Source organism: Kluyvera sp. CRP, assembly GCF_019930565.1.
GTDB lineage: Bacteria > Pseudomonadota > Gammaproteobacteria > Enterobacterales > Enterobacteriaceae > Kluyvera > Kluyvera georgiana_A.
In genome coordinates, this window is sequence record NZ_CP082841.1 from 2,657,146 (window position 1) to 2,678,979 (window position 21,834).

19 protein-coding genes and 7 tRNA genes are annotated in these 21,834 nt (G+C 54.3%); 24 read left to right on the forward strand and 2 right to left on the reverse strand.

The genetic code is table 11. The annotated features are described in order from the left end of the window. Positions 1 to 4 precede the first annotated feature (4 nt). From odhB to sucD, 3 genes are all read left to right on the forward strand, one after another. The gene (gene odhB / locus K7B04_RS12470) at positions 5 to 1,222 is read left to right on the forward strand and encodes a 2-oxoglutarate dehydrogenase complex dihydrolipoyllysine-residue succinyltransferase (RefSeq protein WP_163449178.1); all 1,218 of its coding nucleotides are present in this window, start codon (positions 5 to 7) and stop codon (positions 1,220 to 1,222) included. A gap of 110 nt (positions 1,223 to 1,332) precedes the next feature. Next, positions 1,333 to 2,499, forward strand: a complete 1,167-nt coding sequence (gene sucC / locus K7B04_RS12475; protein WP_003022927.1) for an ADP-forming succinate--CoA ligase subunit beta — start codon at positions 1,333 to 1,335, stop codon at positions 2,497 to 2,499. Continuing rightward, entirely contained in the window at positions 2,499 to 3,368 is an 870-nt protein-coding gene (gene sucD / locus K7B04_RS12480; RefSeq protein WP_008501094.1) for a succinate--CoA ligase subunit alpha, read from the forward strand. The genes sucC and sucD overlap by 1 nt, the downstream gene beginning before the upstream one ends. Before the next feature lie 99 nt (positions 3,369 to 3,467). Here sucD and K7B04_RS12485 read toward each other — a convergent pair whose 3' ends face one another. After that, a complete protein-coding gene (locus K7B04_RS12485; RefSeq protein WP_163449179.1) occupies positions 3,468 to 4,184 on the reverse strand; it encodes a GntR family transcriptional regulator in 717 nt (238 codons plus the stop codon). A gap of 183 nt (positions 4,185 to 4,367) precedes the next feature. Here K7B04_RS12485 and mngA point away from each other — a divergent pair, with 183 nt between their 5' ends. Next, positions 4,368 to 6,284 (forward strand): PTS 2-O-a-mannosyl-D-glycerate transporter subunit IIABC, encoded by a 1,917-nt coding sequence (gene mngA / locus K7B04_RS12490; RefSeq protein ID WP_223804160.1) that lies wholly within the window; start codon positions 4,368 to 4,370, stop codon positions 6,282 to 6,284. A gap of 24 nt (positions 6,285 to 6,308) precedes the next feature. Beyond that, complete coding sequence (gene mngB, locus K7B04_RS12495) at positions 6,309 to 8,942, forward strand: mannosylglycerate hydrolase (RefSeq protein ID WP_223802182.1); 2,634 nt, start codon at positions 6,309 to 6,311, stop codon at positions 8,940 to 8,942. A 38-nt stretch (positions 8,943 to 8,980) separates the two neighbouring features. Here the strand turns inward: mngB and K7B04_RS12500 are convergent, their stop codons facing one another. Beyond that, positions 8,981 to 9,763, reverse strand: a complete 783-nt coding sequence (locus K7B04_RS12500; protein ID WP_167576384.1) for a hypothetical protein — start codon at positions 9,761 to 9,763, stop codon at positions 8,981 to 8,983. 791 nt (positions 9,764 to 10,554) lie between these two features. Here K7B04_RS12500 and cydA point away from each other — a divergent pair. From cydA to nadA, 19 genes are all read left to right on the forward strand, one after another. Then, positions 10,555 to 12,123: a cytochrome ubiquinol oxidase subunit I gene (gene cydA / locus K7B04_RS12505; RefSeq protein ID WP_163449182.1), complete on the forward strand. Its 1,569-nt coding sequence runs from the start codon at positions 10,555 to 10,557 to the stop codon at positions 12,121 to 12,123. Between the two features lie 15 nt (positions 12,124 to 12,138). Beyond that, entirely contained in the window at positions 12,139 to 13,278 is a 1,140-nt protein-coding gene (cydB, locus tag K7B04_RS12510; protein ID WP_065355541.1) for a cytochrome d ubiquinol oxidase subunit II, read from the forward strand. Between the two features lie 14 nt (positions 13,279 to 13,292). Further along, on the forward strand, positions 13,293 to 13,406 hold the full coding sequence (cydX, locus tag K7B04_RS12515) for a cytochrome bd-I oxidase subunit CydX (protein WP_062775086.1): 114 nt from the start codon (positions 13,293 to 13,295) through the stop codon (positions 13,404 to 13,406). Beyond that, positions 13,406 to 13,702 carry a cyd operon protein YbgE gene (gene ybgE / locus K7B04_RS12520; protein ID WP_065355542.1) on the forward strand — a complete coding sequence of 99 codons (297 nt, stop codon included), beginning with the start codon at positions 13,406 to 13,408 and terminating at the stop codon, positions 13,700 to 13,702. Before cydX ends, ybgE begins: the two co-directional genes overlap by 1 nt. Positions 13,703 to 13,848: 146 nt before the next feature. Beyond that, positions 13,849 to 14,253: a tol-pal system-associated acyl-CoA thioesterase gene (ybgC, locus tag K7B04_RS12525; protein WP_035892730.1), complete on the forward strand. Its 405-nt coding sequence runs from the start codon at positions 13,849 to 13,851 to the stop codon at positions 14,251 to 14,253. Continuing rightward, a complete protein-coding gene (gene tolQ, locus K7B04_RS12530) occupies positions 14,250 to 14,951 on the forward strand; it encodes a Tol-Pal system protein TolQ (protein ID WP_074398837.1) in 702 nt (233 codons plus the stop codon). Before ybgC ends, tolQ begins: the two co-directional genes overlap by 4 nt. A 3-nt stretch (positions 14,952 to 14,954) precedes the next feature. Then, on the forward strand, positions 14,955 to 15,383 hold the full coding sequence (gene tolR / locus K7B04_RS12535; RefSeq protein WP_064548352.1) for a colicin uptake protein TolR: 429 nt from the start codon (positions 14,955 to 14,957) through the stop codon (positions 15,381 to 15,383). A gap of 86 nt (positions 15,384 to 15,469) precedes the next feature. Continuing rightward, positions 15,470 to 16,729 (forward strand): cell envelope integrity protein TolA, encoded by a 1,260-nt coding sequence (gene tolA / locus K7B04_RS12540; protein ID WP_223802183.1) that lies wholly within the window; start codon positions 15,470 to 15,472, stop codon positions 16,727 to 16,729. Positions 16,730 to 16,861: 132 nt separating this feature from the next. Further along, complete coding sequence (gene tolB, locus K7B04_RS12545; RefSeq protein WP_064548356.1) at positions 16,862 to 18,154, forward strand: Tol-Pal system beta propeller repeat protein TolB; 1,293 nt, start codon at positions 16,862 to 16,864, stop codon at positions 18,152 to 18,154. 34 nt (positions 18,155 to 18,188) lie between these two features. Beyond that, positions 18,189 to 18,710: a peptidoglycan-associated lipoprotein Pal gene (pal, locus tag K7B04_RS12550; protein WP_064548357.1), complete on the forward strand. Its 522-nt coding sequence runs from the start codon at positions 18,189 to 18,191 to the stop codon at positions 18,708 to 18,710. 9 nt (positions 18,711 to 18,719) lie between these two features. After that, the gene (gene cpoB / locus K7B04_RS12555) at positions 18,720 to 19,517 is read left to right on the forward strand and encodes a cell division protein CpoB (RefSeq protein WP_163449185.1); all 798 of its coding nucleotides are present in this window, start codon (positions 18,720 to 18,722) and stop codon (positions 19,515 to 19,517) included. A 165-nt stretch (positions 19,518 to 19,682) separates the two neighbouring features. After that, positions 19,683 to 19,758: transfer RNA gene (locus tag K7B04_RS12560), tRNA-Lys, on the forward strand. Positions 19,759 to 19,784: 26 nt separating this feature from the next. Then, positions 19,785 to 19,860, forward strand: a tRNA-Val gene (locus K7B04_RS12565). A 2-nt stretch (positions 19,861 to 19,862) separates the two neighbouring features. Beyond that, a tRNA-Lys gene (locus K7B04_RS12570) sits at positions 19,863 to 19,938 on the forward strand. 151 nt (positions 19,939 to 20,089) lie between these two features. Further along, positions 20,090 to 20,165 (forward strand) — tRNA-Val (locus tag K7B04_RS12575). A gap of 3 nt (positions 20,166 to 20,168) precedes the next feature. Next, a tRNA-Lys gene (locus K7B04_RS12580) sits at positions 20,169 to 20,244 on the forward strand. A 151-nt stretch (positions 20,245 to 20,395) separates the two neighbouring features. Continuing rightward, positions 20,396 to 20,471 (forward strand) — tRNA-Lys (locus tag K7B04_RS12585). A 34-nt stretch (positions 20,472 to 20,505) separates the two neighbouring features. Continuing rightward, positions 20,506 to 20,581 (forward strand) — tRNA-Lys (locus K7B04_RS12590). Between the two features lie 198 nt (positions 20,582 to 20,779). Then, positions 20,780 to 21,823 carry a quinolinate synthase NadA gene (gene nadA / locus K7B04_RS12595; RefSeq protein WP_223804161.1) on the forward strand — a complete coding sequence of 348 codons (1,044 nt, stop codon included), beginning with the start codon at positions 20,780 to 20,782 and terminating at the stop codon, positions 21,821 to 21,823. The last annotated feature ends 11 nt before the right edge of the window (positions 21,824 to 21,834 follow it).

Sequence of the window (21,834 nt, forward strand, 5' to 3'; positions counted from 1 at the left end):
CATAATGAGTAGCGTAGATATTCTGGTCCCTGACCTGCCTGAATCCGTAGCAGATGCGACCGTGGCCACCTGGCATAAAAAACCGGGCGATGCGGTAGTGCGTGATGAAGTGCTGGTAGAAATCGAAACTGACAAAGTGGTACTGGAAGTACCGGCGTCGGCAGATGGTATCCTTGATGCCGTTCTGGAAGATGAAGGCACCACCGTCACTTCCCGTCAGATCCTCGGTCGCCTGCGTGAAGGCAACAGCGCCGGTAAAGAAACCAGCGTCAAGGCTGACAGCAAAGAGTCTACCCCGGCTCAGCGCCAGCAGGCGTCGCTGGAAGAGCAAAATAACGAAGCGCTCAGCCCGGCGATCCGTCGCCTGCTGGCTGAGCATAACCTCGATGCCAACGCCATTAAAGGCACTGGTGTCGGTGGCCGTCTGACCCGTGAAGACGTTGAGAAGCACCTGGCAAAAGCACCGGCGAAAGCCGCTGCAGCACCGGCTCCGGCCGCTGCGCCGGTTGCGCCGCTGGCTGGCCGCTCCGAAAAACGCGTTCCGATGACCCGTCTGCGTAAGCGCGTTGCCGAGCGTCTGCTGGAAGCGAAAAACTCCACCGCGATGCTGACCACCTTCAACGAAGTGAACATGAAACCGATCATGGACCTGCGTAAGCAGTACGGTGACGCGTTTGAAAAACGCCACGGTATTCGTCTGGGCTTCATGTCCTTCTACGTGAAGGCGGTGGTTGAAGCGCTGAAACGCTATCCGGAAGTGAACGCTTCTATTGATGGCGATGACGTGGTTTACCACAACTACTTCGATGTGAGCATGGCCGTTTCGACGCCACGCGGCCTGGTGACGCCGGTCCTGCGTGATGTGGATGCTCTGGGCATGGCTGACATCGAGAAGAACATCAAAGAGCTGGCTGTTAAAGGCCGTGACGGTAAGCTGACCGTAGAAGATCTGACCGGCGGTAACTTCACCATTACCAATGGCGGCGTCTTTGGTTCCCTGATGTCTACCCCGATCATCAACCCGCCTCAGAGCGCGATTCTGGGTATGCATGCCATTAAAGACCGCCCGATGGCGGTGGATGGCAAAGTAGAAATTCTGCCGATGATGTACCTGGCACTGTCCTATGACCACCGTCTGATCGATGGGCGCGAGTCTGTAGGCTTCCTGGTGGCAATTAAAGAGTTGCTGGAAGATCCAACCCGTCTGCTGCTGGACGTGTAGTGATGTTAGCGGCCTCTCTCCCCGTGCGGGGAGGAGGCCCACTCTGTGCTATGCAGAACTAAAAGATCCAGACCACAACTCAACAACATTTTATAGGATGGATAGAACACATGAACTTACATGAATATCAGGCAAAACAACTCTTTGCCCGCTATGGCTTACCGGCTCCGGTGGGTTATGCCTGTACTACTCCGCGCGAAGCAGAAGAAGCCGCTTCAAAAATCGGCGCTGGCCCGTGGGTAGTGAAATGTCAGGTTCACGCTGGTGGCCGCGGTAAAGCGGGCGGTGTGAAGGTCGTTAACTCCAAAGAAGACATTCGCGCTTTCGCTGAACATTGGCTGGGCAAACGTCTGGTCACATACCAAACGGACGCACACGGTCAGCCGGTTAACCAGATTCTGGTTGAAGCCGCTACCGACATCGGTAAAGAGCTGTACCTGGGCGCGGTAGTTGACCGTAGCTCTCGTCGCGTGGTCTTTATGGCCTCGACTGAAGGCGGCGTAGAAATTGAAAAAGTGGCGGAAGAAACCCCGCACCTGATCCACAAAGTGGCGCTGGATCCGCTGGCGGGCCCGATGCCTTACCAGGGCCGTGAGTTGGCGTTCAAACTGGGTCTGGAAGGTAAACAGGTTCAGCAGTTCACCAAGATCTTCATGGGTCTGGCGACTATCTTCCTGGAGCGCGACCTGGCGCTGATCGAAATCAACCCGCTGGTGGTGACCAAGCAGGGCGACCTGATCTGCCTCGACGGTAAACTGGGCGCTGACGGCAACGCGCTGTTCCGCCAGGCTGATCTGCGCGAAATGCGCGACCAGTCTCAGGAAGATCCGCGTGAAGCGCAGGCGGCACAGTGGGAACTGAACTACGTTGCACTGGACGGTAACATCGGCTGTATGGTTAACGGCGCGGGCCTGGCGATGGGCACCATGGACATCGTTAAGCTGCACGGCGGCGAACCAGCTAACTTCCTTGACGTTGGCGGCGGCGCAACCAAAGAGCGCGTAACCGAAGCGTTCAAAATCATCCTCTCCGACGACAATGTGAAAGCCGTACTGGTTAACATCTTCGGCGGTATCGTACGTTGCGACCTGATCGCTGACGGTATCATCGGCGCGGTAGCCGAAGTGGGCGTTAACGTCCCGGTTGTCGTACGTCTGGAAGGCAACAACGCCGAACTCGGCGCGAAAAAACTGGCTGATAGCGGCCTGAATATTATTGCAGCGAAAAGTCTGACGGATGCAGCTCAGCAGGTTGTTGCCGCAGTGGAGGGGAAATAATGTCAGTTTTAATTAATAAAGATACCAAGGTTATCTGTCAGGGCTTCACCGGTAGCCAGGGGACTTTCCACTCCGAACAGGCGATTGCATACGGTACGCAGATGGTTGGCGGCGTAACGCCAGGCAAAGGCGGCACTACTCACCTGGGTCTGCCGGTGTTCAACACCGTTCGTGAAGCCGTAGAAGCGACCGGCGCTACCGCCACCGTTATCTACGTTCCGGCGCCGTTCTGCAAAGACTCCATCCTGGAAGCGATCGACGCAGGCATCAAACTGATTATCACCATCACCGAAGGTATCCCGACGCTGGATATGCTGACCGTGAAGGTGAAGCTCGACGAAGCCGGCGTGCGCATGATTGGCCCGAACTGCCCTGGCGTTATCACCCCGGGCGAATGCAAAATCGGCATCATGCCGGGCCACATTCATAAGCCGGGTAAAGTGGGCATCGTTTCCCGTTCCGGCACCCTGACCTATGAAGCGGTTAAGCAGACCACCGACTACGGTTTCGGCCAGTCTACCTGCGTCGGTATCGGCGGCGACCCGATCCCGGGCTCTAACTTCATCGACATCCTGAAGCTGTTCCAGGAAGATCCGCAGACTGAAGCGATCGTGATGATCGGCGAGATCGGCGGTAGCGCAGAAGAAGAAGCGGCTGCTTATATTAAAGAACACGTGACCAAGCCGGTTGTTGGCTATATCGCGGGCGTTACCGCGCCGAAAGGCAAACGTATGGGCCACGCTGGCGCCATCATTGCCGGTGGTAAAGGTACCGCTGATGAGAAATTCGCTGCTCTGGAAGCTGCTGGCGTGAAGACGGTTCGCAGCCTGGCTGACATTGGCGAAGCGCTGAAGTCCATCATTAAGTAATCCTCTCTGCTCCCTCACCGAATTCCCGCTGCATACAGGGAAAGAGGGAGCCTTATATGTCTTGTTTCGACATGGTTGGCCGCCCCTGGGCGGCCTTTTTTAATGGCGTCGTTTGGCCACCAGCGTAAATTTATAGTCGTCGCTTTTGAAGGTATTGCGGCTATATTCAAACACCCGCCCATCCTGCAGGAATCCGCGAGAAATTTTCTCCAGCACCGGTTTCCCCGGCGCAATCCCCAGCATTGCGACCGTCTCCTCGTTTGGGATCACCGGGATAAGCTCCTGCTCGCTGCGATCGATAACCATCTTTTTGATCGTTTCAATATAGTGATATTTTGAGTTTTCCATGACCTCCCAGGTGAGATCGGCAAACAGGGCGAGGGGCATCCACGTCTCTTCAAGGGTGACCGCTTTTTGCTTGATGAATCGCACCCGTTTGACGTGCCAGACCTTATCCGTGGCGGCGAGCTGGAGGTGTTCCGCCAGCGTCTCTCCTGCCGGAATAACTTCAAACACTTTCACTTCGCTATGTGTCTCAACCTGACGATCGGCCAGCTTTTCATAAAAGCTGGTGAGCTGATAAATGTCGTAATTGACGCGCTCTTCTTTGACATAGGATCCGCTGCCCTGGATGCTCTCAATAATCTCCTGATCGGTGAGCAGCTTTAGCGCCTGCCTGACGGTGACGCGGCTGACCTGAAAGGCCGCCTGTAGCGCAGACTCGGTTGGCAGGGCATCACCCGGCTTTAGCTCACCGCGTGTGATTTGCGCCCGCAGTTCATCGGCTATCTGGCGATACATCGGTTTTCTACTCATCAGTTTTCGCTTTGCTATGAAGTGGTTAATACCTTTCAGGCAAATTATGCCGACATCTCCGCAATAGTAAATAATACAAATTAAATACAAATTATTGCCAGTTAGTGAAATTGATCACTAAAATGTATTATGTTGTCTGACACAATCGCTGCACACTATAACGACAATTCAGTGAGGATCATGATGAACCTGACGACCCTGTCCCACCCTCGCGCGGTTTGCCTAAACGCCCGCTTTACCGATCGCGACGACGCGATTCGCCAGCTTGCGCAGCGGCTGGTTGAACTGGGAAAAATTACCGATGCGGACGCTTATCTTGCGGAAGTATTCGAGCGGGAATCTCTGGGGCCCACAGCCCTTGGTGAAGGACTGGCTGTACCGCATGGTAAAACCGCAGCGGTGAAAGAAGCGGCGTTTGCGGTGGCGACGCTACGTGAACCGCTGGCCTGGGAAGGGGTGGATGGCCCTGAACCGGTCGAGTTGATTTTCTTGCTGGCCATCCCGCCGGCAGAAGCGGGATCGACGCATATCCAGATTCTGACCGATCTGACTACCCGTCTGGCCGATGATGAGGTACGACAGCGGGTGATGGCTGCCGACAGCCCCGAGGCACTGCTGGCGGCGCTGGATGCTGAGCCAGAAAAAAGCGTCGCAGCGCTCAGCGATGACGCACCGACAATTGTTTGTGTCACCGCTTGCCCGGCAGGTATCGCCCACACCTATATGTCGGCGGAGTATCTGGAAAAAGCCGGACGCCGGATGGGCGTTAACGTGGTGGTGGAAAAGCAGGGGGCCAACGGCATTGAAGGCCGCCTTACCGTGCAACAGCTGAATGCTGCGCGAGCCTGTATTTTTGCGGCGGAAGTGGCGATTAAAGAGAGCGAGCGTTTTAACGGCATTCCGGCTATTTCAGTCCCGGTCGCCGAACCGCTGCGCCATGCCGAGGCGCTGATTGAACGCGCGCTGGCGTTGAAACCGACGCAAGGCAATAGAATCGCTCAGCCGCAAGAGGCGGTGAAAAAAAGCGTAAAAGCCGAACTGAAGCAAGCGCTGCTTAGCGGGATTTCATTTGCGGTGCCGCTGATCGTCGCCGGCGGGACGGTGCTGGCGGTGGCGGTACTGCTGGCGCAAATCTTTGGCCTGCAGCATCTCTTTGACCTTGAAAACTCCTGGTTGTGGATGTACCGCAAGCTGGGCGGCGGCATGCTTGGCACGTTGATGGTCCCCGTTCTGGCTGCTTATACCGCCTATTCACTGGCGGATAAACCCGCGCTGGCGCCGGGTTTTGCCGCGGGTCTCGCCGCCAATATGATCGGCGCGGGATTTTTAGGCGCGGTAGCCGGCGGCTTAATCGCGGGTTACCTCATGCGTTGGGTGAAACAGCATATTCGCCTTAGCAACCGCTTTAACGGTTTCATGACCTTCTACCTCTACCCGGTCATCGGGACGTTGGCCGCAGGCAGCCTGATGCTGTTTGTCATTGGCGAACCCGTCGCTTGGGTCAACAACTCGCTTACCGCCTGGCTTAACGGACTCTCGGGGGCGAATGCGCTATTGCTGGGCGTGATTCTCGGCTTTATGTGTTCGTTCGACCTCGGCGGCCCGGTGAACAAAGCGGCCTATGCGTTTTGCCTGGGGGCGATGGCCAACGGCGTGTATGGCCCTTATGCCATCTTCGCGTCGGTGAAAATGGTATCTGCCTTTACCGTCACCGCGTCCACCATGCTGGCGCCGAATCTGTTTAAACAGTTTGAAATTGAGACCGGTAAATCCACCTGGCTGCTGGGGCTGGCGGGGATCACCGAAGGGGCGATTCCGATGGCGATTGAAGATCCGGTTCGCGTGATTGGCTCTTTTGTCCTGGGATCGATGGCGACCGGAGCCATTGTCGGCGCCATGGGGATTGGCCTCTCAACGCCTGGCGCCGGGATTTTCTCCTTATTTTTACTGCAGCATGGCGGACTAAGCGCTTATGTCGCCGCGGCAGGTTGGTTTGGTGCTGCGCTGGTTGGGACATTTATTTCCACCGTGGTGCTGCTGCTCTGGCGACGTCAGGCGGTCAGAAAAGGGAAATACGTCACCGACAGCGTGATGCCGTAAGCACTGATTAAACAGGAAACGAAGATGAAAGCAGTATCTCGCGTTCACATAACGCCGCATATGCACTGGGATCGAGAGTGGTATTTCACGACGGAAGAGTCGCGTATTTTACTGGTCAACAATATGGAAGAGATCCTCACGCGTCTTGAGCAGGATGCCGACTATAAATACTACGTCCTGGATGGGCAAACGGCGGTACTGGAGGACTATTTTGCCGTTAAACCGGAAAATCGGCAGCGCGTTAAGTCGCTTGTCCAGGCCGGAAAACTGATTATTGGGCCATGGTATACGCAAACGGATACCACTATCGTTTCGGGTGAATCCATTGTCCGTAATCTGATGTACGGCATCCGCGACTGTATGGCATTTGGCGAACCGATGAAGATTGGTTACCTTCCCGACTCGTTTGGTATGTCCGGGCAGCTACCGCACATTTATAACGGCTTTGGCATCACCCGCGCGATGTTCTGGCGTGGATGTTCAGAGCGCCACGGTACCGATAAGACCGAGTTTTTATGGCAAAGCCAGGACGGCAGTGAAGTTGCCGCTCAGGTGCTGCCGTTGGGCTACGCGATTGGTAAGTACTTACCGGAGGATGAAGCCGGGCTGCGTAAACGCCTCGACAACTACTTTGAGGTGCTGGAAAAAGCCTCGGTGACCAAAGAGATTTTGCTCCCGAACGGCCATGACCAGATGCCGTTACAGCAAAACATCTTTGCGGTGATGGATAAACTGCGGGAGATCTACCCGCAGCGGCAGTTTGTGATGAGCCGTTTCGAAGAGGTGTTTGAGCAAATCGAGGCTCATCGTGATGAGCTGGCGACGCTCCACGGCGAGTTCATCGACGGCAAATACATGCGCGTACACCGCACTATCGGTTCCACGCGCATGGATATCAAAATCGCCCATGCGCGCATTGAGAATAAAATCATCAACCTGCTGGAGCCGCTGGCGACGCTTGCCTGGAGCCTGGGCTTTGAATATCACCATGGCCTGCTGGAGAAAATGTGGAAAGAGATCTTAAAAAACCACGCTCACGACAGTATTGGCTGCTGCTGTAGCGACAAGGTTCATCGTGAAATTGCCTCGCGCTTTATCCTCGCTGAAGACATGGCCGATAACCTGATTCGTTTCTACCTGCGCAAAATCACCGACAACATGGCCCACAGTGACGCGGACAAATTGGTGATGTTTAACCTGATGCCGTGGCCGCGCGAAGAGGTGATTAACACCACGATTCGCCTGCGAGCGAGCCAGTTCCGGCTGCTGGACAATAAAGGGCATGAGATCCCCTACTTTATTTGCGCGGCGCGGGAACTCGACCCAGGGCTGATTGATCGCCAGATTGTCCATTACGGTAACTATGAGCCGTTTATGGAGTACGACATCCAGCTTAAACAGATTCTGCCATCGATGGGCTATTGCACGTTGTATATCGAGCCGCATGCGGCGGGTAACCAGGTGCCGGCCGCCGCCCCAACCGAGGCGCTGCTGGAAAATGCCTTCTGGCAGATTGACCTCAACGACGACGGGACCTTGCAGCTACGCGATAAAGACTCGGGCATTGTTTATCAACGCGTGCTGGAGATAGAAGAGGGCGCTGATGACGGCGATGAGTATGATTACTCGCCCTCACGGGAAGAGTGGCTGCTTACTTCGGCCGGGACAGCGTTTGAACATGAGGTCATTCACGACGCCTGGCAAAGCCGCGCCGTGATTCGTTATCGTATGTCGGTCCCCGCTAACCTGAGCGAACGCACGGCGCGTCAGCGCAATGGTGAGCTGGGGGTAGAAATAACGGTCACGCTCAGCCATAACACCCGTCGTATTGACGTGGAAGTCCGCCTCGATAATCAGGCCGACGACCACCGCGTGCGCGTGCTGATCCCAACGCCGTTCTGTACCGAGGAGGTGCTGGCCGACACCCAGTTTGGCAGCGTCGTGCGTCCGGTACGCGATGACGCGATGGCGAACTGGCAGGCGGAGGGCTGGAAGGAAGCGCCAGTGCCGGTCTGGAACCTGCTGAATTACGCGGCCTTGCAGGAAGGACGTAACGGTCTTGCACTGTTTAGCGAGGGGCTACGGGAATTTGAAGTGATTGGCGAGGAGAAAAAAACCTTCGCTTTAACGCTGATGCGCGGCGTAGGTTTACTGGGCAAAGAGGATTTATTACTGCGCCCTGGCCGCCCTTCAGGGATCAAACTACCGGTCCCTGATTCCCAGATGCACGGCGCGTTACATTGTCGCTTCAGCCTGTTCAGCTACAGCGGGACCCCACTTAATGCCGGGGTGGCACAGCAGGCGCGGGCCTGGCTTACCCCTATTCAGTGCTATAACAAAATTCCATGGGATGCGATGAAGCTGAACAAAGCCGATTTCACCGTACCCGATAGCTATAGCCTGTTAAGCATGTCACCGGTTGGCTGCCAGCTTAGCGCATTGAAAAAAGCGGAAGATCGCGATGAGCTTATTTTGCGGCTGTTCAACCCTTCCGATAGCGTATCCTGCGAGGCGGCGGTTTCGTATAGCCGCCGCGTTATCCAGTGTCATGAAACGGGAATGGATGAAAAACCTTACGGCGAGCAGGAGGCGGCCCCGGACAGCACCACCGTATTCCGGCCGTGTCAGTCCCGCACCTTCAGCCTTAAGCTAGCTTGATACTACGCAATAAGCGCCTTCCGGCGCTTATTGCGGGCCTATTTCAGCATGATGCTGAACCCCGCATACAGCGTGAACTCCGGCTGATAGTCCCCTCTGTGCGCTACCGTCCACTGCGGCTCGATAAAACTGTTAACAATATAGTCTCCGACCAGTATCGCCCGCCCGCCGCCTAGCCCAAGTGGGATCACATAGTCATCATTTTTGACGTTGTAGCTCCAGATCGCGGTGGAGCGTAAAAACCAGCCGCGGGACATTTTGTAGATAAGGAACGGTTGCAGCGTCGCCGTCTCAACATGGGCGCGATCGCTATCGCCGGTAAAACTTTTTTGCCACTGTACCAGCGCGCCGGTCAGCCAGCGCGGCGAGGTATTGACCGCCACCGCCGACAGCCCGGCCTGCCATTGCCCGGTACCCAATTCCTCCTTTGCCGCGCTGTTGGCCGTTAGCAGCGGCCCAACGCCCAGCTTGACGCCATCCTGCTTGAGCAAAAAAATATCGAACAGATTGATATCGCCAATGCCGCTGTCGTAGCCGCCGCTGCTTTGCGGGCGAGTCGCCATCGGCACCGTTACGCGCATAATTTGCGGTACCGCAATAAGGTCGTTACTGTCGATGGGGATAGTCGCGCGGAGCAGCACATCGTTGGTGTGCTGGTTGGTGCCATCGATTTCAGGCGTGTAGTAATCCTGCACCGCAAAAGAGCTGGCAAGGTGCAGGGGGTTATTGGCTTTATCGACAGCATCTTCGGCGTAGGCGTGCAGGGTAACGGGCAAGATCGCAAAGCAGGCGAGTAGGGCGGTAGTCAGTCGAGACGGCATGAGCGTTCCTTGGCAAAAGTAAGTGGAGTATCAGCAAGTTGGCATCTATTCTGACATCGTCTGTGAGGAAAACTGTGGTCTGCCTGAAATAGTTTTTGTGGGTTATTATTTTTAACTCAATTATTTTTAACAATCATTTGAAGCATATCTGAATTAATAGATTGGATTAATGGGCGATCGGGATAAGCGGGGAGGGGAAAAAAGAACGCATTCGCCAGGAAATTCCGAAATACGTGCTAGCGAAAAATTACTGTGAACCGATTAACATTATCATGGTTTGGCAGCATTTTTTTATCGAGGTCGATGAAGTTAAATATTATTACCTATAATTCTCATATAAATCTTTTGGCTAACCACAGAGTTCATTAATCAAACATTAATTTAACATTCAATCTACATGGTTTAACTGTGGAAACATATATTCAACATTGAGCGTAAATATTGATTTATATCAATGCTCAGAGCTTGGAAATATTGGCAAAAAAGCGTTTAATTGCTCGGCATCAAACTGGATGAAAAGTACCCCTTCCGCTATATATTGATCAACGCCGTAAAACGTAAAGACAGTTCAGCAAAAACCTGTTTATTGTAGGGTTATTACGGCGTAATATATTCGAGGGATCAATTTGGGTTTTTTATTAACGTATTTGTAACCTTTGCTGATGATGATTTCCTCTCAGGATGAAATCGCAACCTGGCGGGTAACAAATAAATTTGTATTGGGGCATGTGTTTGAATCCCGGGTAACGGGTTCATTCTCGGAGTCTTCATGCGATGAGCAAGGAGTCATGATGTTAGATATAGTCGAACTGTCGCGCTTACAGTTTGCCTTGACCGCGATGTACCACTTCCTGTTTGTACCGCTGACGCTGGGTATGGCGTTCCTGCTGGCAATCATGGAAACGGTCTACGTCCTTTCCGGCAAACAGATTTATAAAGATATGACCAAGTTCTGGGGCAAGTTGTTTGGTATCAACTTTGCGCTGGGTGTGGCTACCGGTCTGACCATGGAGTTCCAGTTCGGGACCAACTGGTCTTATTACTCCCACTACGTGGGCGATATCTTCGGTGCGCCACTGGCCATCGAAGGTCTGATGGCCTTCTTCCTCGAATCTACCTTTGTAGGTCTGTTCTTCTTCGGTTGGGATCGTCTGGGTAAAGTTCAGCACATGGCCGTCACCTGGCTGGTGGCGCTTGGCTCCAACCTCTCCGCGCTGTGGATTCTGGTCGCCAACGGCTGGATGCAGAACCCGATTGCTTCGGACTTCAACTTCGAAACCATGCGCATGGAAATGGTCAGCTTCTCCGAGCTGGTCCTGAACCCGGTCGCACAGGTGAAATTCGTTCACACCGTGGCGTCTGGCTACGTCACCGGCGCGATGTTTATCCTTGCCATCAGCTCCTGGTACATGCTCAAAGGCCGTGACTTCGCCTTTGCAAAACGCTCCTTTGCGATTGCTGCCAGCTTTGGTATGGCCGCCATCCTCTCCGTTATCGTACTGGGTGATGAATCCGGCTACGAAATGGGCGACGTACAGAAAACCAAACTCGCCGCGATTGAAGCCGAGTGGGAAACCCAGCCGGCACCCGCTGCCTTTACGCTGTTTGGTATTCCGGACCAGGATGCGCAGGAGAACCATTTCTCCATTCAAATTCCTTATGCGCTGGGCATCATCGCGACACGTTCCGTCGACAAGCAGGTTACCGGCCTGAAAGATCTGCTGGTGCAGCACGAAGAGCGTATCCGTAACGGGATGAAAGCGTACTCCCTGCTTGAACAGCTGCGCTCTGGCGCAACCGATCCGGCGGTACGCGCGCAATTCAACGACGTGAAAAAAGATCTGGGTTATGGCCTGCTGCTGAAACGCTATACGCCGAACGTGGCTGATGCGACGGAAGAGCAGATTCAGAAAGCGACGAAAGACTCTATTCCACGCGTTGCGCCGCTGTACTTCGCCTTCCGTATCATGGTGGCGTGCGGTGTGCTGATGCTGTTGATTATCGGCGCTTCCTTCTGGACGGTGATTCGTAACCGTATCGGCGAGAAAAAATGGCTGCTGCGCGCGGCGTTCTACGGCTTGCCTCTGCCATGGATTGCCGTTGAAGCGGGCTGGTTTGTTGCCGAATATGGCCGTCAGCCGTGGGCAATCGGTGAAGTATTGCCAACGGCGGTTGCCAACTCGTCGCTGACTGCTGGCGACCTGATCTTCTCGATGGTGCTGATCTGTGGTTTGTATACGCTGTTCCTGGTGGCTGAACTGTTCCTGATGTTCAAATTTGCCCGTAAAGGACCAAGCAGCCTGAAAACCGGTCGCTATCACTTTGAACAGTCCTCTGCGGCTATTCAGTCGGCACGCTAAGACAGGAGTCGTCAAATGATCGATTATGAAGTATTGCGTTTTATCTGGTGGCTACTGATTGGCATTCTGCTGATTGGTTTTGCCGTCGCCGATGGTTTCGATATGGGGGTGGGCATGCTCACCCGCTTCCTCGGTCGTAACGACACCGAGCGTCGAATCATGATTAACGCCATTGCCCCGCACTGGGACGGAAACCAGGTGTGGCTCATCACCGCGGGTGGCGCGCTGTTCGCCGCCTGGCCGATGGTCTACGCCGCGGCGTTCTCCGGTTTCTACGTGGCGATGATTCTGGTGCTGGCCTCTTTGTTCTTCCGTCCGGTTGGCTTTGACTACCGTTCGAAGATTGAAGATACCCGCTGGCGCAACATGTGGGACTGGGGCATCTTTGTCGGCAGCTTCGTGCCGCCGCTGGTCATTGGCGTGGCATTTGGTAACCTGCTGCAGGGCGTACCGTTCCACATTGATGAGTACCTGCGTCTGTACTACACCGGCAACTTCTTCCAGCTGCTGAACCCGTTTGGTCTGCTGGCAGGTATCGTCAGCGTGGGGATGATCCTGACGCAAGGTGCAACCTATCTGCAAATGCGTACCGTGGGCGAACTGCACCTGCGTACCCGCTCCGTCTCAATGGTGGCAGCGCTGGTCACGTTGGTCTGCTTTGCACTGGCAGGCGTGTGGGTTTACTACGGCATTGATGGTTATGTGGTGAAATCGGTGCTGGATCATACCGGCCCGTCTAACCCGCTGACCAAAGAAGTGGCGCGTGAAGCCGGTGCATGGATGGTGAACTTCAACAACATGCCGGCGCTGTGGGCCATTCCTGCTCTGGGCGTAGTGCTGCCGCTGCTGACGATTGTTAGCACCAAAGCGGACAAAGGGGCATGGGCGTTCCTGTTCTCCTCACTGACGCTAGCTTGCATCATCCTGACCGCGGGTATTGCTATGTTCCCGTTCATTATGCCTTCCAGCACAATGATGAACGCGAGCCTGACCATGTGGGATGCGACCTCCAGCCAGTTGACGCTGAACCTGATGACCTATGTTGCGATTGTCTTCGTACCGATTATTCTGGCCTACACCACCTGGTGTTACTGGAAAATGTTCGGTCGCATTACCAAAGAAGACATCGAACGTAACACCCACTCTCTGTACTAAGTAAGGAGCTGAATATGTGGTATTTCGCATGGATTTTGGGAACGCTTCTTGCCTGTGCATTCGGCGTGATCACCGCGCTGGCGTTAGAGCACGTCGAAGCGACCAACGCGGGTGAAGAAAAGCACTGATGAAAAATGTTATCGCAATGTTGTACGCGATAATGGACAAGCGCCCCCTGCGGGCGCTTTCCCTTGTTATGGCCCTGCTGCTGGCAGGCTGCATTTTCTGGGATCCGTCGCGTTTTGCGGCGAAGACCAGCGAGCTGGAAATCTGGCATGGGTTTCTGCTGATGTGGTCCGTGTGCGCAGGCGTGATTCACGGGGTGGGCTTCCGCCTGCGGTCGATTCACTGGCAGGGGATTTTTTGTCCGCTTATCGCCGATCTGGTGTTATTTGCAGGGCTGATTTTCTTCTTTTACCGCTGAAAATTTTCATCCGAAGACAATGGGCTTGCACGAGCCCATAAAAATTTACTCTCCGTTTACTTCTCCCCATTCCAAACCATCATTCCCGCGCGTATAGTAGCGAAGTTCAAAAACCCAAAAAATTTTTTGCATTACTGGGACGTAAAGTGAATACAACGCTGTTTCGATGGCCGGTTCGTGTCTACTATGAAGATACCGACGCCGGTGGTGTGGTTTATCACGCCAGCTATGTCGCTTTCTATGAAAGAGCACGCACTGAGATGCTGCGTCACCATCACTTCAGTCAGCAGGTGCTGTTGGCTGAACGCGTGGCCTTTGTCGTGCGTAAAATGACGCTGGAGTATTTTGCGGCTGCCCGACTCGACGATATGCTCGAAGTCCAGACAGAAATTACATCAATGCGTGGTACCTCAATGGTGTTTACGCAGCGAATAGTCAACGCTGAGAATAAGGTTCTGAACGAAGCAGAAGTCCTGATTGTCTGTGTTGATCCACTCATCATGAAGCCTCGTGCGCTTCCCAAGTCTATTGTCGCGGAGTTTAAGCAGTGACTGACATGAACATCCTTGATTTGTTCCTGAAGGCTAGCCTTCTGGTTAAACTTATCATGTTGATTTTGATTGGTTTTTCAATCGCCTCCTGGGCCATCATTATCCAGAGAACGCGCATCCTTAACGCGGCAAGCCGCGAGGCAGAAGCGTTTGAAGATAAGTTCTGGTCCGGCATCGAGCTGTCTCGCCTGTATCAGGAGAGCCAGGGGCGTCGTGAAAATCTGGCGGGATCCGAGCAGATCTTCTACAGCGGTTTTAAAGAGTTTGCCCGCTTGCATCGCGCGAACAGTCATGCGCCGGAAGCGATTGTGGAAGGGGCATCGCGTGCGATGCGTATTTCCATGAACCGCGAGCTGGAAACGCTGGAAACGCATATTCCGTTCCTTGGAACAGTTGGCTCCATCAGCCCGTATATCGGTCTGTTCGGTACCGTTTGGGGGATCATGCACGCCTTTATCGCGCTGGGCGCGGTAAAACAGGCCACGCTGCAGATGGTTGCTCCAGGCATCGCCGAAGCGTTGATCGCCACCGCGATCGGTCTGTTCGCCGCTATTCCGGCCGTTATGGCGTACAACCGCCTGAACCAGCGCGTGAACAAACTGGAACTGAACTACGACAACTTTATGGAAGAGTTCACCGCGATTCTGCACCGTCAGGCTTTTACCGCCAGTACCGCCAGTGAGAGCAACAAGGGGTAAGCCATGGCCAGAGCACGTGGACGCGGGCGTCGCGAACTGAAGTCCGAAATTAACATCGTTCCGCTGCTGGATGTGTTGTTGGTGCTGCTGCTGATCTTTATGGCGACAGCGCCGATCATTACGCAGAGCGTGGAAGTGGATCTTCCTGATGCCACCGAATCACAGGCTGTCAGCAGTAATGATGAACCCCCGGTCATTGTTGAAGTGTCCGGCGTGGGGCAATACAGCGTGAACGTTGGCCCGGAGAAGATGCCGCAGCTGCCGCCTGAACAGGTGGTCGCGGAAGCGCAGCGTCGTTTGCAGGCGAATCCGAAGACGGTCTTCTTAATTGGGGGCGCGAAAGACGTGCCTTACGATGAAATAATTAAAGCGCTTAACCTGTTACACAGCGCCGGGGTGAAATCGGTCGGGTTGATGACTCAACCAATTTAACCGTCGCACCTGCGCAGGGTGTGGGTCGGCAACGGCCCACATCGTGTGTTGTAGAGTAACGGGGGAACAGTTTTTGGGAACCGAGAGTGTCAAAGGCAACCGAACAAAACGACAAGCTTAAACGAGCGATAATTATTTCAGCAGTGCTGCACGTGATTTTGTTTGCAGCGCTGATCTGGAGTTCGTTCGATGAGCATTTAGACGCTGCGGCTGGCGGTGGCGGCGGTTCGTCCATCGACGCAGTCATGGTCGATCCGGGTGCGGTCGTCGACAACTATAATCGTCAACAGCAGCAGCAGGCCAGTTCGAAACGCGCGCAAGAGCAGCGTGAGAAACAGGCCCAGCAACAGGCTGAAGAGCTGCGAGAGAAACAGGCAGCCGAACAGGAACGTTTAAAAGCGCTGGAAAAAGAGCGTTTACAGGCCCTGGAAGCGGCGAAGCAAGCCCAGGAACAGCAAAAACAGGCGGAAGAAGCGGCAGCCAAAGCCGCCGCTGATGCCAAAGCGAAAGCCGACGCGCAGGCGAAAGCGGCCGCGGAAGCGGCAGTGAAAGCCGCTGCGGATGCGAAAGCAAAAGCCGATGCGCAGGCGAAAGCGGCTGCGGAAGCGGCGAAGAAAGCCGCCGCTGACGCGCAGAAGAAAGCGGAAGCCGAGGCTGCTAAAGCCGCAGCTGATGCGAAGAAAGTTGCTGAAGCGGCCGCTGCGAAAGCTGCTGCCGATGCGGAGAAGAAAGCCGCTGCGGAAGCCGCGAAAAAGGCTGCCGCAGAAAAAGCCGCCGCCGAGAAGGCCGCTGCTGCTGAAAAAGCAGCCGCAGAGAAAGCTGCCGCCGCTGCGGAAAAAGCGGCTGCCGATAAGGCAGCAGCAGCGGCTAAAGCGGCAGCAGACAAGAAAGCTGCTGCGGAAAAAGCCGCCGCTGCCAAAAAGGCCGCCGCGGAAAAAGCAGCCGCCGCTTCTGGCGTTGACGATCTGTTAGGCGACTTAAGCTCCGGTAAGAATGCGCCGAAAGGCAGCACCAGCGGTAGCGCCGGTGGCTCTTCTCCTGCTAAAGGTAACAAAGCTGGGCAGGGTGGGGCATCGCAGGCTGAAATTGCGTCCTATATTGCGCAGGTTCAGGCGGCGATTAAAGGTCACCTGTACGACTGGGATACCTATAAAGGGAAGACCTGTACGCTGCGCGTGAACCTGGCAGAAGATGGTACGGTGCTGAGCGTGAAGCAGGAGGGTGGTGATGCGGCGTTCTGTCAGCAGATGCTGGCGGCAACTAACCGAATGACCAAGTTCCCGAAACCGCCGTCGCAAGCGGTCTGGCAGACCTTTAAAAATGCGCCGCTGGACTTCAAGCCATAAAGATTATTTTTCGCCGCAGTACGCGAAAAATAAAGGCGGGATCGTCGCAGGGTTTTGGTAGTTTTGTGTATTTTAGTTTGTTAACATTCTGCTAAATTATCGTGGGCTTTCCGCCTGGATAAGGGAGAAATGATGAAGCAGGCATTACGAGTAGCATTTGGTTTTCTGATGCTGTGGGCAGCGGTGCTGCACGCAGAAGTACGTATCGAGATCACCCAAGGGGTGGACTCGGCGCGTCCGATTGGCGTCGTTCCGTTCCAGTGGGCCGGGCCGGGTGCCGCGCCTGAAGATATCGGCGGCATTGTTGGCGCCGACCTGCGTAACAGCGGGAAATTCAACCCATTAGACCGCTCTCGTCTGCCGCAGCAGCCGGGCAGCGCGCAGGAAGTTCAGCCGGCCGCATGGTCTGCGCTGGGTATTGATGCCGTGGTTGTCGGTCAGGTTAGCCCGAACGCCGACGGTAGCTATAACGTTTCCTATCAGCTGGTCGATACCGGCGGTGCGCCAGGTACCGTTCTGGCACAGAACACCTATAAGGTGAACAAGCAGTGGCTGCGTTACGCGGGCCATACTGCCAGTGACGAAGTGTTCGAGAAACTGACCAGCATTAAAGGCGCGTTCCGTACCCGTATCGCCTATGTGGTGCAGACCAACGGCGGCCAGTTCCCGTATGAACTGCGCGTTTCTGACTACGATGGCTACAACCAGTTTGTGGTCCACCGTTCTCCGCAGCCGCTGATGTCTCCGGCATGGTCTCCGGACGGCTCTAAACTGGCCTATGTGACCTTCGAAAGCGGTCGTTCAGCGCTGGTCGTGCAGACGCTGGCAAACGGCGCGGTGCGTCAGATTGCGTCGTTCCCGCAGCACAACGGTGCGCCGGCATTCTCGCCGGACGGTTCTAAACTGGCGTTCGCCCTGTCGAAAACCGGTAGCCTGAACCTTTACGTGATGGACCTTGGCTCCGGCCAGATTCGTCAGGTGACCAACGGTCGCAGCAACAACACTGAACCAACCTGGTTCCCGGACAGTCAGAACCTGGCCTTCACCTCTGACCAGGCCGGTCGTCCGCAGGTGTATAAAGTGAATGTTAACGGCGGTGCTCCGCAGCGTATTACCTGGGAAGGTTCGCAGAACCAGGATGCTGACGTCAGCAGCGACGGCAAGTTTATGGTAATGGTTAGCTCGGCCAACGGTCAGCAGCACATTGCTAAGCAAGATCTGGAAGCGGGTGGTGTACAGGTTCTGTCATCAACGTTTTTAGACGAAACGCCAAGTCTGGCACCTAACGGCACTATGGTAATCTACAGCTCTTCTCAGGGGATGGGATCCGTGCTGAATTTGGTTTCTACAGATGGGCGTTTCAAAGCGCGTCTTCCGGCAACTGATGGACAGGTTAAATTCCCTGCCTGGTCGCCGTATCTGTGATAATAATTAATTGATTAGTAAAGGAATCATTGAAATGCAACTGAACAAAGTGCTGAAAGGGCTGTTGATTGCTCTGCCTGTAATGGCAATCGCGGCATGTTCTTCCAACAAGAACGCCAGCAATGACGGCAGCGAAGGCATGCTGAACGGTGCCGGCACTGGTATGGATGCGAACGGTAGCGGCAATATGTCTTCTGAAGAGCAAGCGCGTCTTCAGATGCAGCAGCTGCAGCAGAACAACATCGTTTACTTCGATCTCGACAAGTACGATATCCGTTCTGACTTCGCTGCAATGCTGGATGCGCACGCTAACTTCCTGCGTAGCAACCCGTCTTACAAAGTCACCGTAGAAGGTCACGCGGACGAACGTGGTACTCCGGAGTACAACATCTCCCTGGGTGAACGTCGTGCTAACGCTGTTAAAATGTACCTGCAGGGTAAAGGCGTTTCTGCTGACCAGATCTCCATCGTTTCTTACGGTAAAGAAAAACCTGCAGTACTGGGTCACGACGAAGCGGCTTACTCCAAAAACCGTCGTGCCGTACTGGTTTACTAAGAGAATTGCATGAGCAGTAACTTCAGACATCATTTAATGAGTCTGTCGTTACTGGTTGGCATAGCGGCCCCCTGGGCCGCTTTTGCTCAGGCGCCAATCAGTAGTGTCGGCTCAGGCTCGGTCGAAGACCGCGTCACTCAACTCGAGCGTATTTCCAATGCTCACAGTCAACTTTTGACCCAACTCCAGCAACAACTCTCCGATAACCAGTCTGATATTGATGCCCTCCGTGGACAGATCCAGGAAAGTCAGTACCAGCTGAATCAGGTGATGGATCGTCAAAAGCAGATCATGCTGCAAATTGATAGCCTGAACGGCGGCAGCGGTGCGACACCGGCGCAGCCAGCTTCGGGTGACCAAAGCAATGCGGCAGCGGCGACGTCAGCGCCAGCGGGCGGAAATACCGCTTCGTCTGGCGTTCCGGCGCAAACGGGCGATGCGAATACCGATTACAACGCGGCGATCGCGCTGGTGAAGGACAGTTCTCGCCAGGATGATGCGATTGTGGCGTTTCAGAATTTCATCAAAAAATACCCTGATTCTACCTATCAGCCCAATGCCAACTACTGGCTGGGTCAGCTGAATTACAACAAGGGTAAAAAAGATGATGCGGCGTACTACTTTGCGTCGGTGGTGAAAAACTACCCGAAGTCGCCTAAGGCGGCGGATGCGATGTTTAAGGTCGGGGTGATCATGCAGGACAAAGGCGATACCGCAAAAGCGAAAGCGGTATATCAGCAGGTTGTCAGCAAATACCCAGGTACCGACGGTGCGAAGCAGGCGCAAAAACGTCTTAGCGGGCTGTGATGCGTGAAGTAAGACCAGAAATCGTGTTATTTCTGGTCTTGCCGCATGAAACATAAGCAGTTAAGTGATCTTTGTCGAAATTTTTGTTGCGCAGAATTCTGAATTCAGTAATATATGCCGCCGTTGCCAAGGGATATCAACCATCCTGAAAGTGGCGAAAAAAGTGGGTCGTTAGCTCAGTTGGTAGAGCAGTTGACTTTTAATCAATTGGTCGCAGGTTCGAATCCTGCACGACCCACCACTTAAAGTAGTATCCAGCGTAGTATCGGGTGATTAGCTCAGCTGGGAGAGCACCTCCCTTACAAGGAGGGGGTCGGCGGTTCGATCCCGTCATCACCCACCACCGGGTCGTTAGCTCAGTTGGTAGAGCAGTTGACTTTTAATCAATTGGTCGCAGGTTCGAATCCTGCACGACCCACCAATTTAACATCGAACTACGATGTTAAGCGTGAAGGATAACGTTGCTTCAGCAACGGCCCGAAGGGCGAGCGAAGCGAGTCATCCTGCACGACCCACCATCTTTTTCAGGTGGGTTCGGTGGCAGTAGTATCAGTTGTATCCAGCGCAGTTTCGGGTGATTAGCTCAGCTGGGAGAGCACCTCCCTTACAAGGAGGGGGTCGGCGGTTCGATCCCGTCATCACCCACCACTCGGGTCGTTAGCTCAGTTGGTAGAGCAGTTGACTTTTAATCAATTGGTCGCAGGTTCGAATCCTGCACGACCCACCAATTTAACATCAAACTCAGATGTTAAGCGTGAAGGATAACGTTGCTTCAGCAACGGCCCGAAGGGCGAGGCGAAGCCGAGTCATCCTGCACGACCCACCATCTTTTAGCTTTAGATGGTTCCGAGTAAAAATCTTTCAGGCGGCACCCGTATGGGTCGTTAGCTCAGTTGGTAGAGCAGTTGACTTTTAATCAATTGGTCGCAGGTTCGAATCCTGCACGACCCACCATCCTGAATGATTAAAGCAGTAACCCTTATCCAAGGGGTCGTTAGCTCAGTTGGTAGAGCAGTTGACTTTTAATCAATTGGTCGCAGGTTCGAATCCTGCACGACCCACCAGTGTAAAAAGGCGCCCTAAAGGCGCCTTTTTGCTATCTTACATTTGTATCCTCTCGCCTATATGGCTATCAAAAATTCACCACGACATTTCCTTTGCAATCGGCTATCTTGTTTAGCATATAAAACATATTTCCGTGGTAATGGTGAATCTACACCTTAAACCGCGTATTTCGTTAAGCCAGTAAAACGAGAAGCATGATGAGCGTGATGTTCGATCCTGAAGCAGCGATTTACCCGTTCCCGCCGAAACCAACGCCGTTGAACGACGATGAAAAGCAATTTTATCGCGAGAAAATCAAGCGGTTGCTCAAAGAGCGCAATGCCGTCATGGTGGCGCACTACTACACCGATCCGGAAATTCAACAGCTGGCAGAAGAAACCGGCGGCTGTATTTCGGATTCACTGGAGATGGCGCGCTTTGGTGCGAAGCATCCGGCTTCTACGCTGCTGGTGGCCGGTGTGCGCTTTATGGGCGAGACGGCGAAAATCCTCAGCCCGGAAAAAACCATTCTGATGCCGACGCTCAATGCGGAATGCTCGCTGGATCTCGGTTGCCCAATTGAAGAGTTCAATGCCTTCTGCGATGCGCATCCGGATCGCACCGTCGTGGTCTATGCCAATACCTCCGCGGCGGTAAAAGCACGCGCCGACTGGGTGGTCACCTCCAGCATCGCCGTTGAACTGATTGAACACCTTGATAGTCTGGGCGAAAAAATTATCTGGGCGCCGGATCGTCACCTGGGCCGCTACGTACAAAAGCAAACCGGTGCCGATGTGCTCTGCTGGCAGGGCGCGTGTATCGTCCATGATGAGTTCAAAACGCAGGCGCTGAGCCGCATGAAAGCGCTGTATCCGCAGGCGGCGGTGCTGGTGCACCCGGAGTCGCCGCAGGCGATTGTCGATATGGCTGATGCCGTAGGTTCAACCAGCCAGCTGATCAACGCCGCCAAAAATCTGCCGCACCAGCAGCTCATTGTGGCAACTGACCGCGGAATCTTCTACAAAATGCAGCAGGCGGTGCCGGATAAAGAGCTGTTTGAGGCGCCAACCGCTGGGGAAGGCGCCACCTGCCGTACCTGCGCCCACTGCCCGTGGATGGCAATGAACGGCCTGAAGGCCATTGCGGAGAGCCTCGAGAACGGCGGCGCGGCGCATGAAATTCATGTTGACGAATCACTTCGCAAGGATGCGCTCATTCCGTTGAACCGCATGTTGGATTTTGCGGCTACACTACGAGGATAACCTGTCTAACA

Bases quoted from the DNA above. Each gene is read 5' to 3' on its own strand.
- odhB (WP_163449178.1), top strand. From the start codon at position 5: ATGAGTAGCGTAGATATTCTGGTCCCTGACCTGCCTGAATCCGTAGCA.
- sucC (WP_003022927.1), top strand. From the start codon at position 1,333: ATGAACTTACATGAATATCAGGCAAAACAACTCTTTGCCCGCTATGGC.
- sucD (WP_008501094.1), top strand. From the start codon at position 2,499: ATGTCAGTTTTAATTAATAAAGATACCAAGGTTATCTGTCAGGGCTTC.
- K7B04_RS12485 (WP_163449179.1), bottom strand. From the start codon at position 4,184: ATGAGTAGAAAACCGATGTATCGCCAGATAGCCGATGAACTGCGGGCG.
- mngA (WP_223804160.1), top strand. From the start codon at position 4,368: ATGAACCTGACGACCCTGTCCCACCCTCGCGCGGTTTGCCTAAACGCC.
- mngB (WP_223802182.1), top strand. From the start codon at position 6,309: ATGAAAGCAGTATCTCGCGTTCACATAACGCCGCATATGCACTGGGAT.
- K7B04_RS12500 (WP_167576384.1), bottom strand. From the start codon at position 9,763: ATGCCGTCTCGACTGACTACCGCCCTACTCGCCTGCTTTGCGATCTTG.
- cydA (WP_163449182.1), top strand. From the start codon at position 10,555: ATGTTAGATATAGTCGAACTGTCGCGCTTACAGTTTGCCTTGACCGCG.
- cydB (WP_065355541.1), top strand. From the start codon at position 12,139: ATGATCGATTATGAAGTATTGCGTTTTATCTGGTGGCTACTGATTGGC.
- cydX (WP_062775086.1), top strand. From the start codon at position 13,293: ATGTGGTATTTCGCATGGATTTTGGGAACGCTTCTTGCCTGTGCATTC.
- ybgE (WP_065355542.1), top strand. From the start codon at position 13,406: ATGAAAAATGTTATCGCAATGTTGTACGCGATAATGGACAAGCGCCCC.
- tolR (WP_064548352.1), top strand. From the start codon at position 14,955: ATGGCCAGAGCACGTGGACGCGGGCGTCGCGAACTGAAGTCCGAAATT.
- tolB (WP_064548356.1), top strand. From the start codon at position 16,862: ATGAAGCAGGCATTACGAGTAGCATTTGGTTTTCTGATGCTGTGGGCA.
- pal (WP_064548357.1), top strand. From the start codon at position 18,189: ATGCAACTGAACAAAGTGCTGAAAGGGCTGTTGATTGCTCTGCCTGTA.
- cpoB (WP_163449185.1), top strand. From the start codon at position 18,720: ATGAGCAGTAACTTCAGACATCATTTAATGAGTCTGTCGTTACTGGTT.
- nadA (WP_223804161.1), top strand. From the start codon at position 20,780: ATGAGCGTGATGTTCGATCCTGAAGCAGCGATTTACCCGTTCCCGCCG.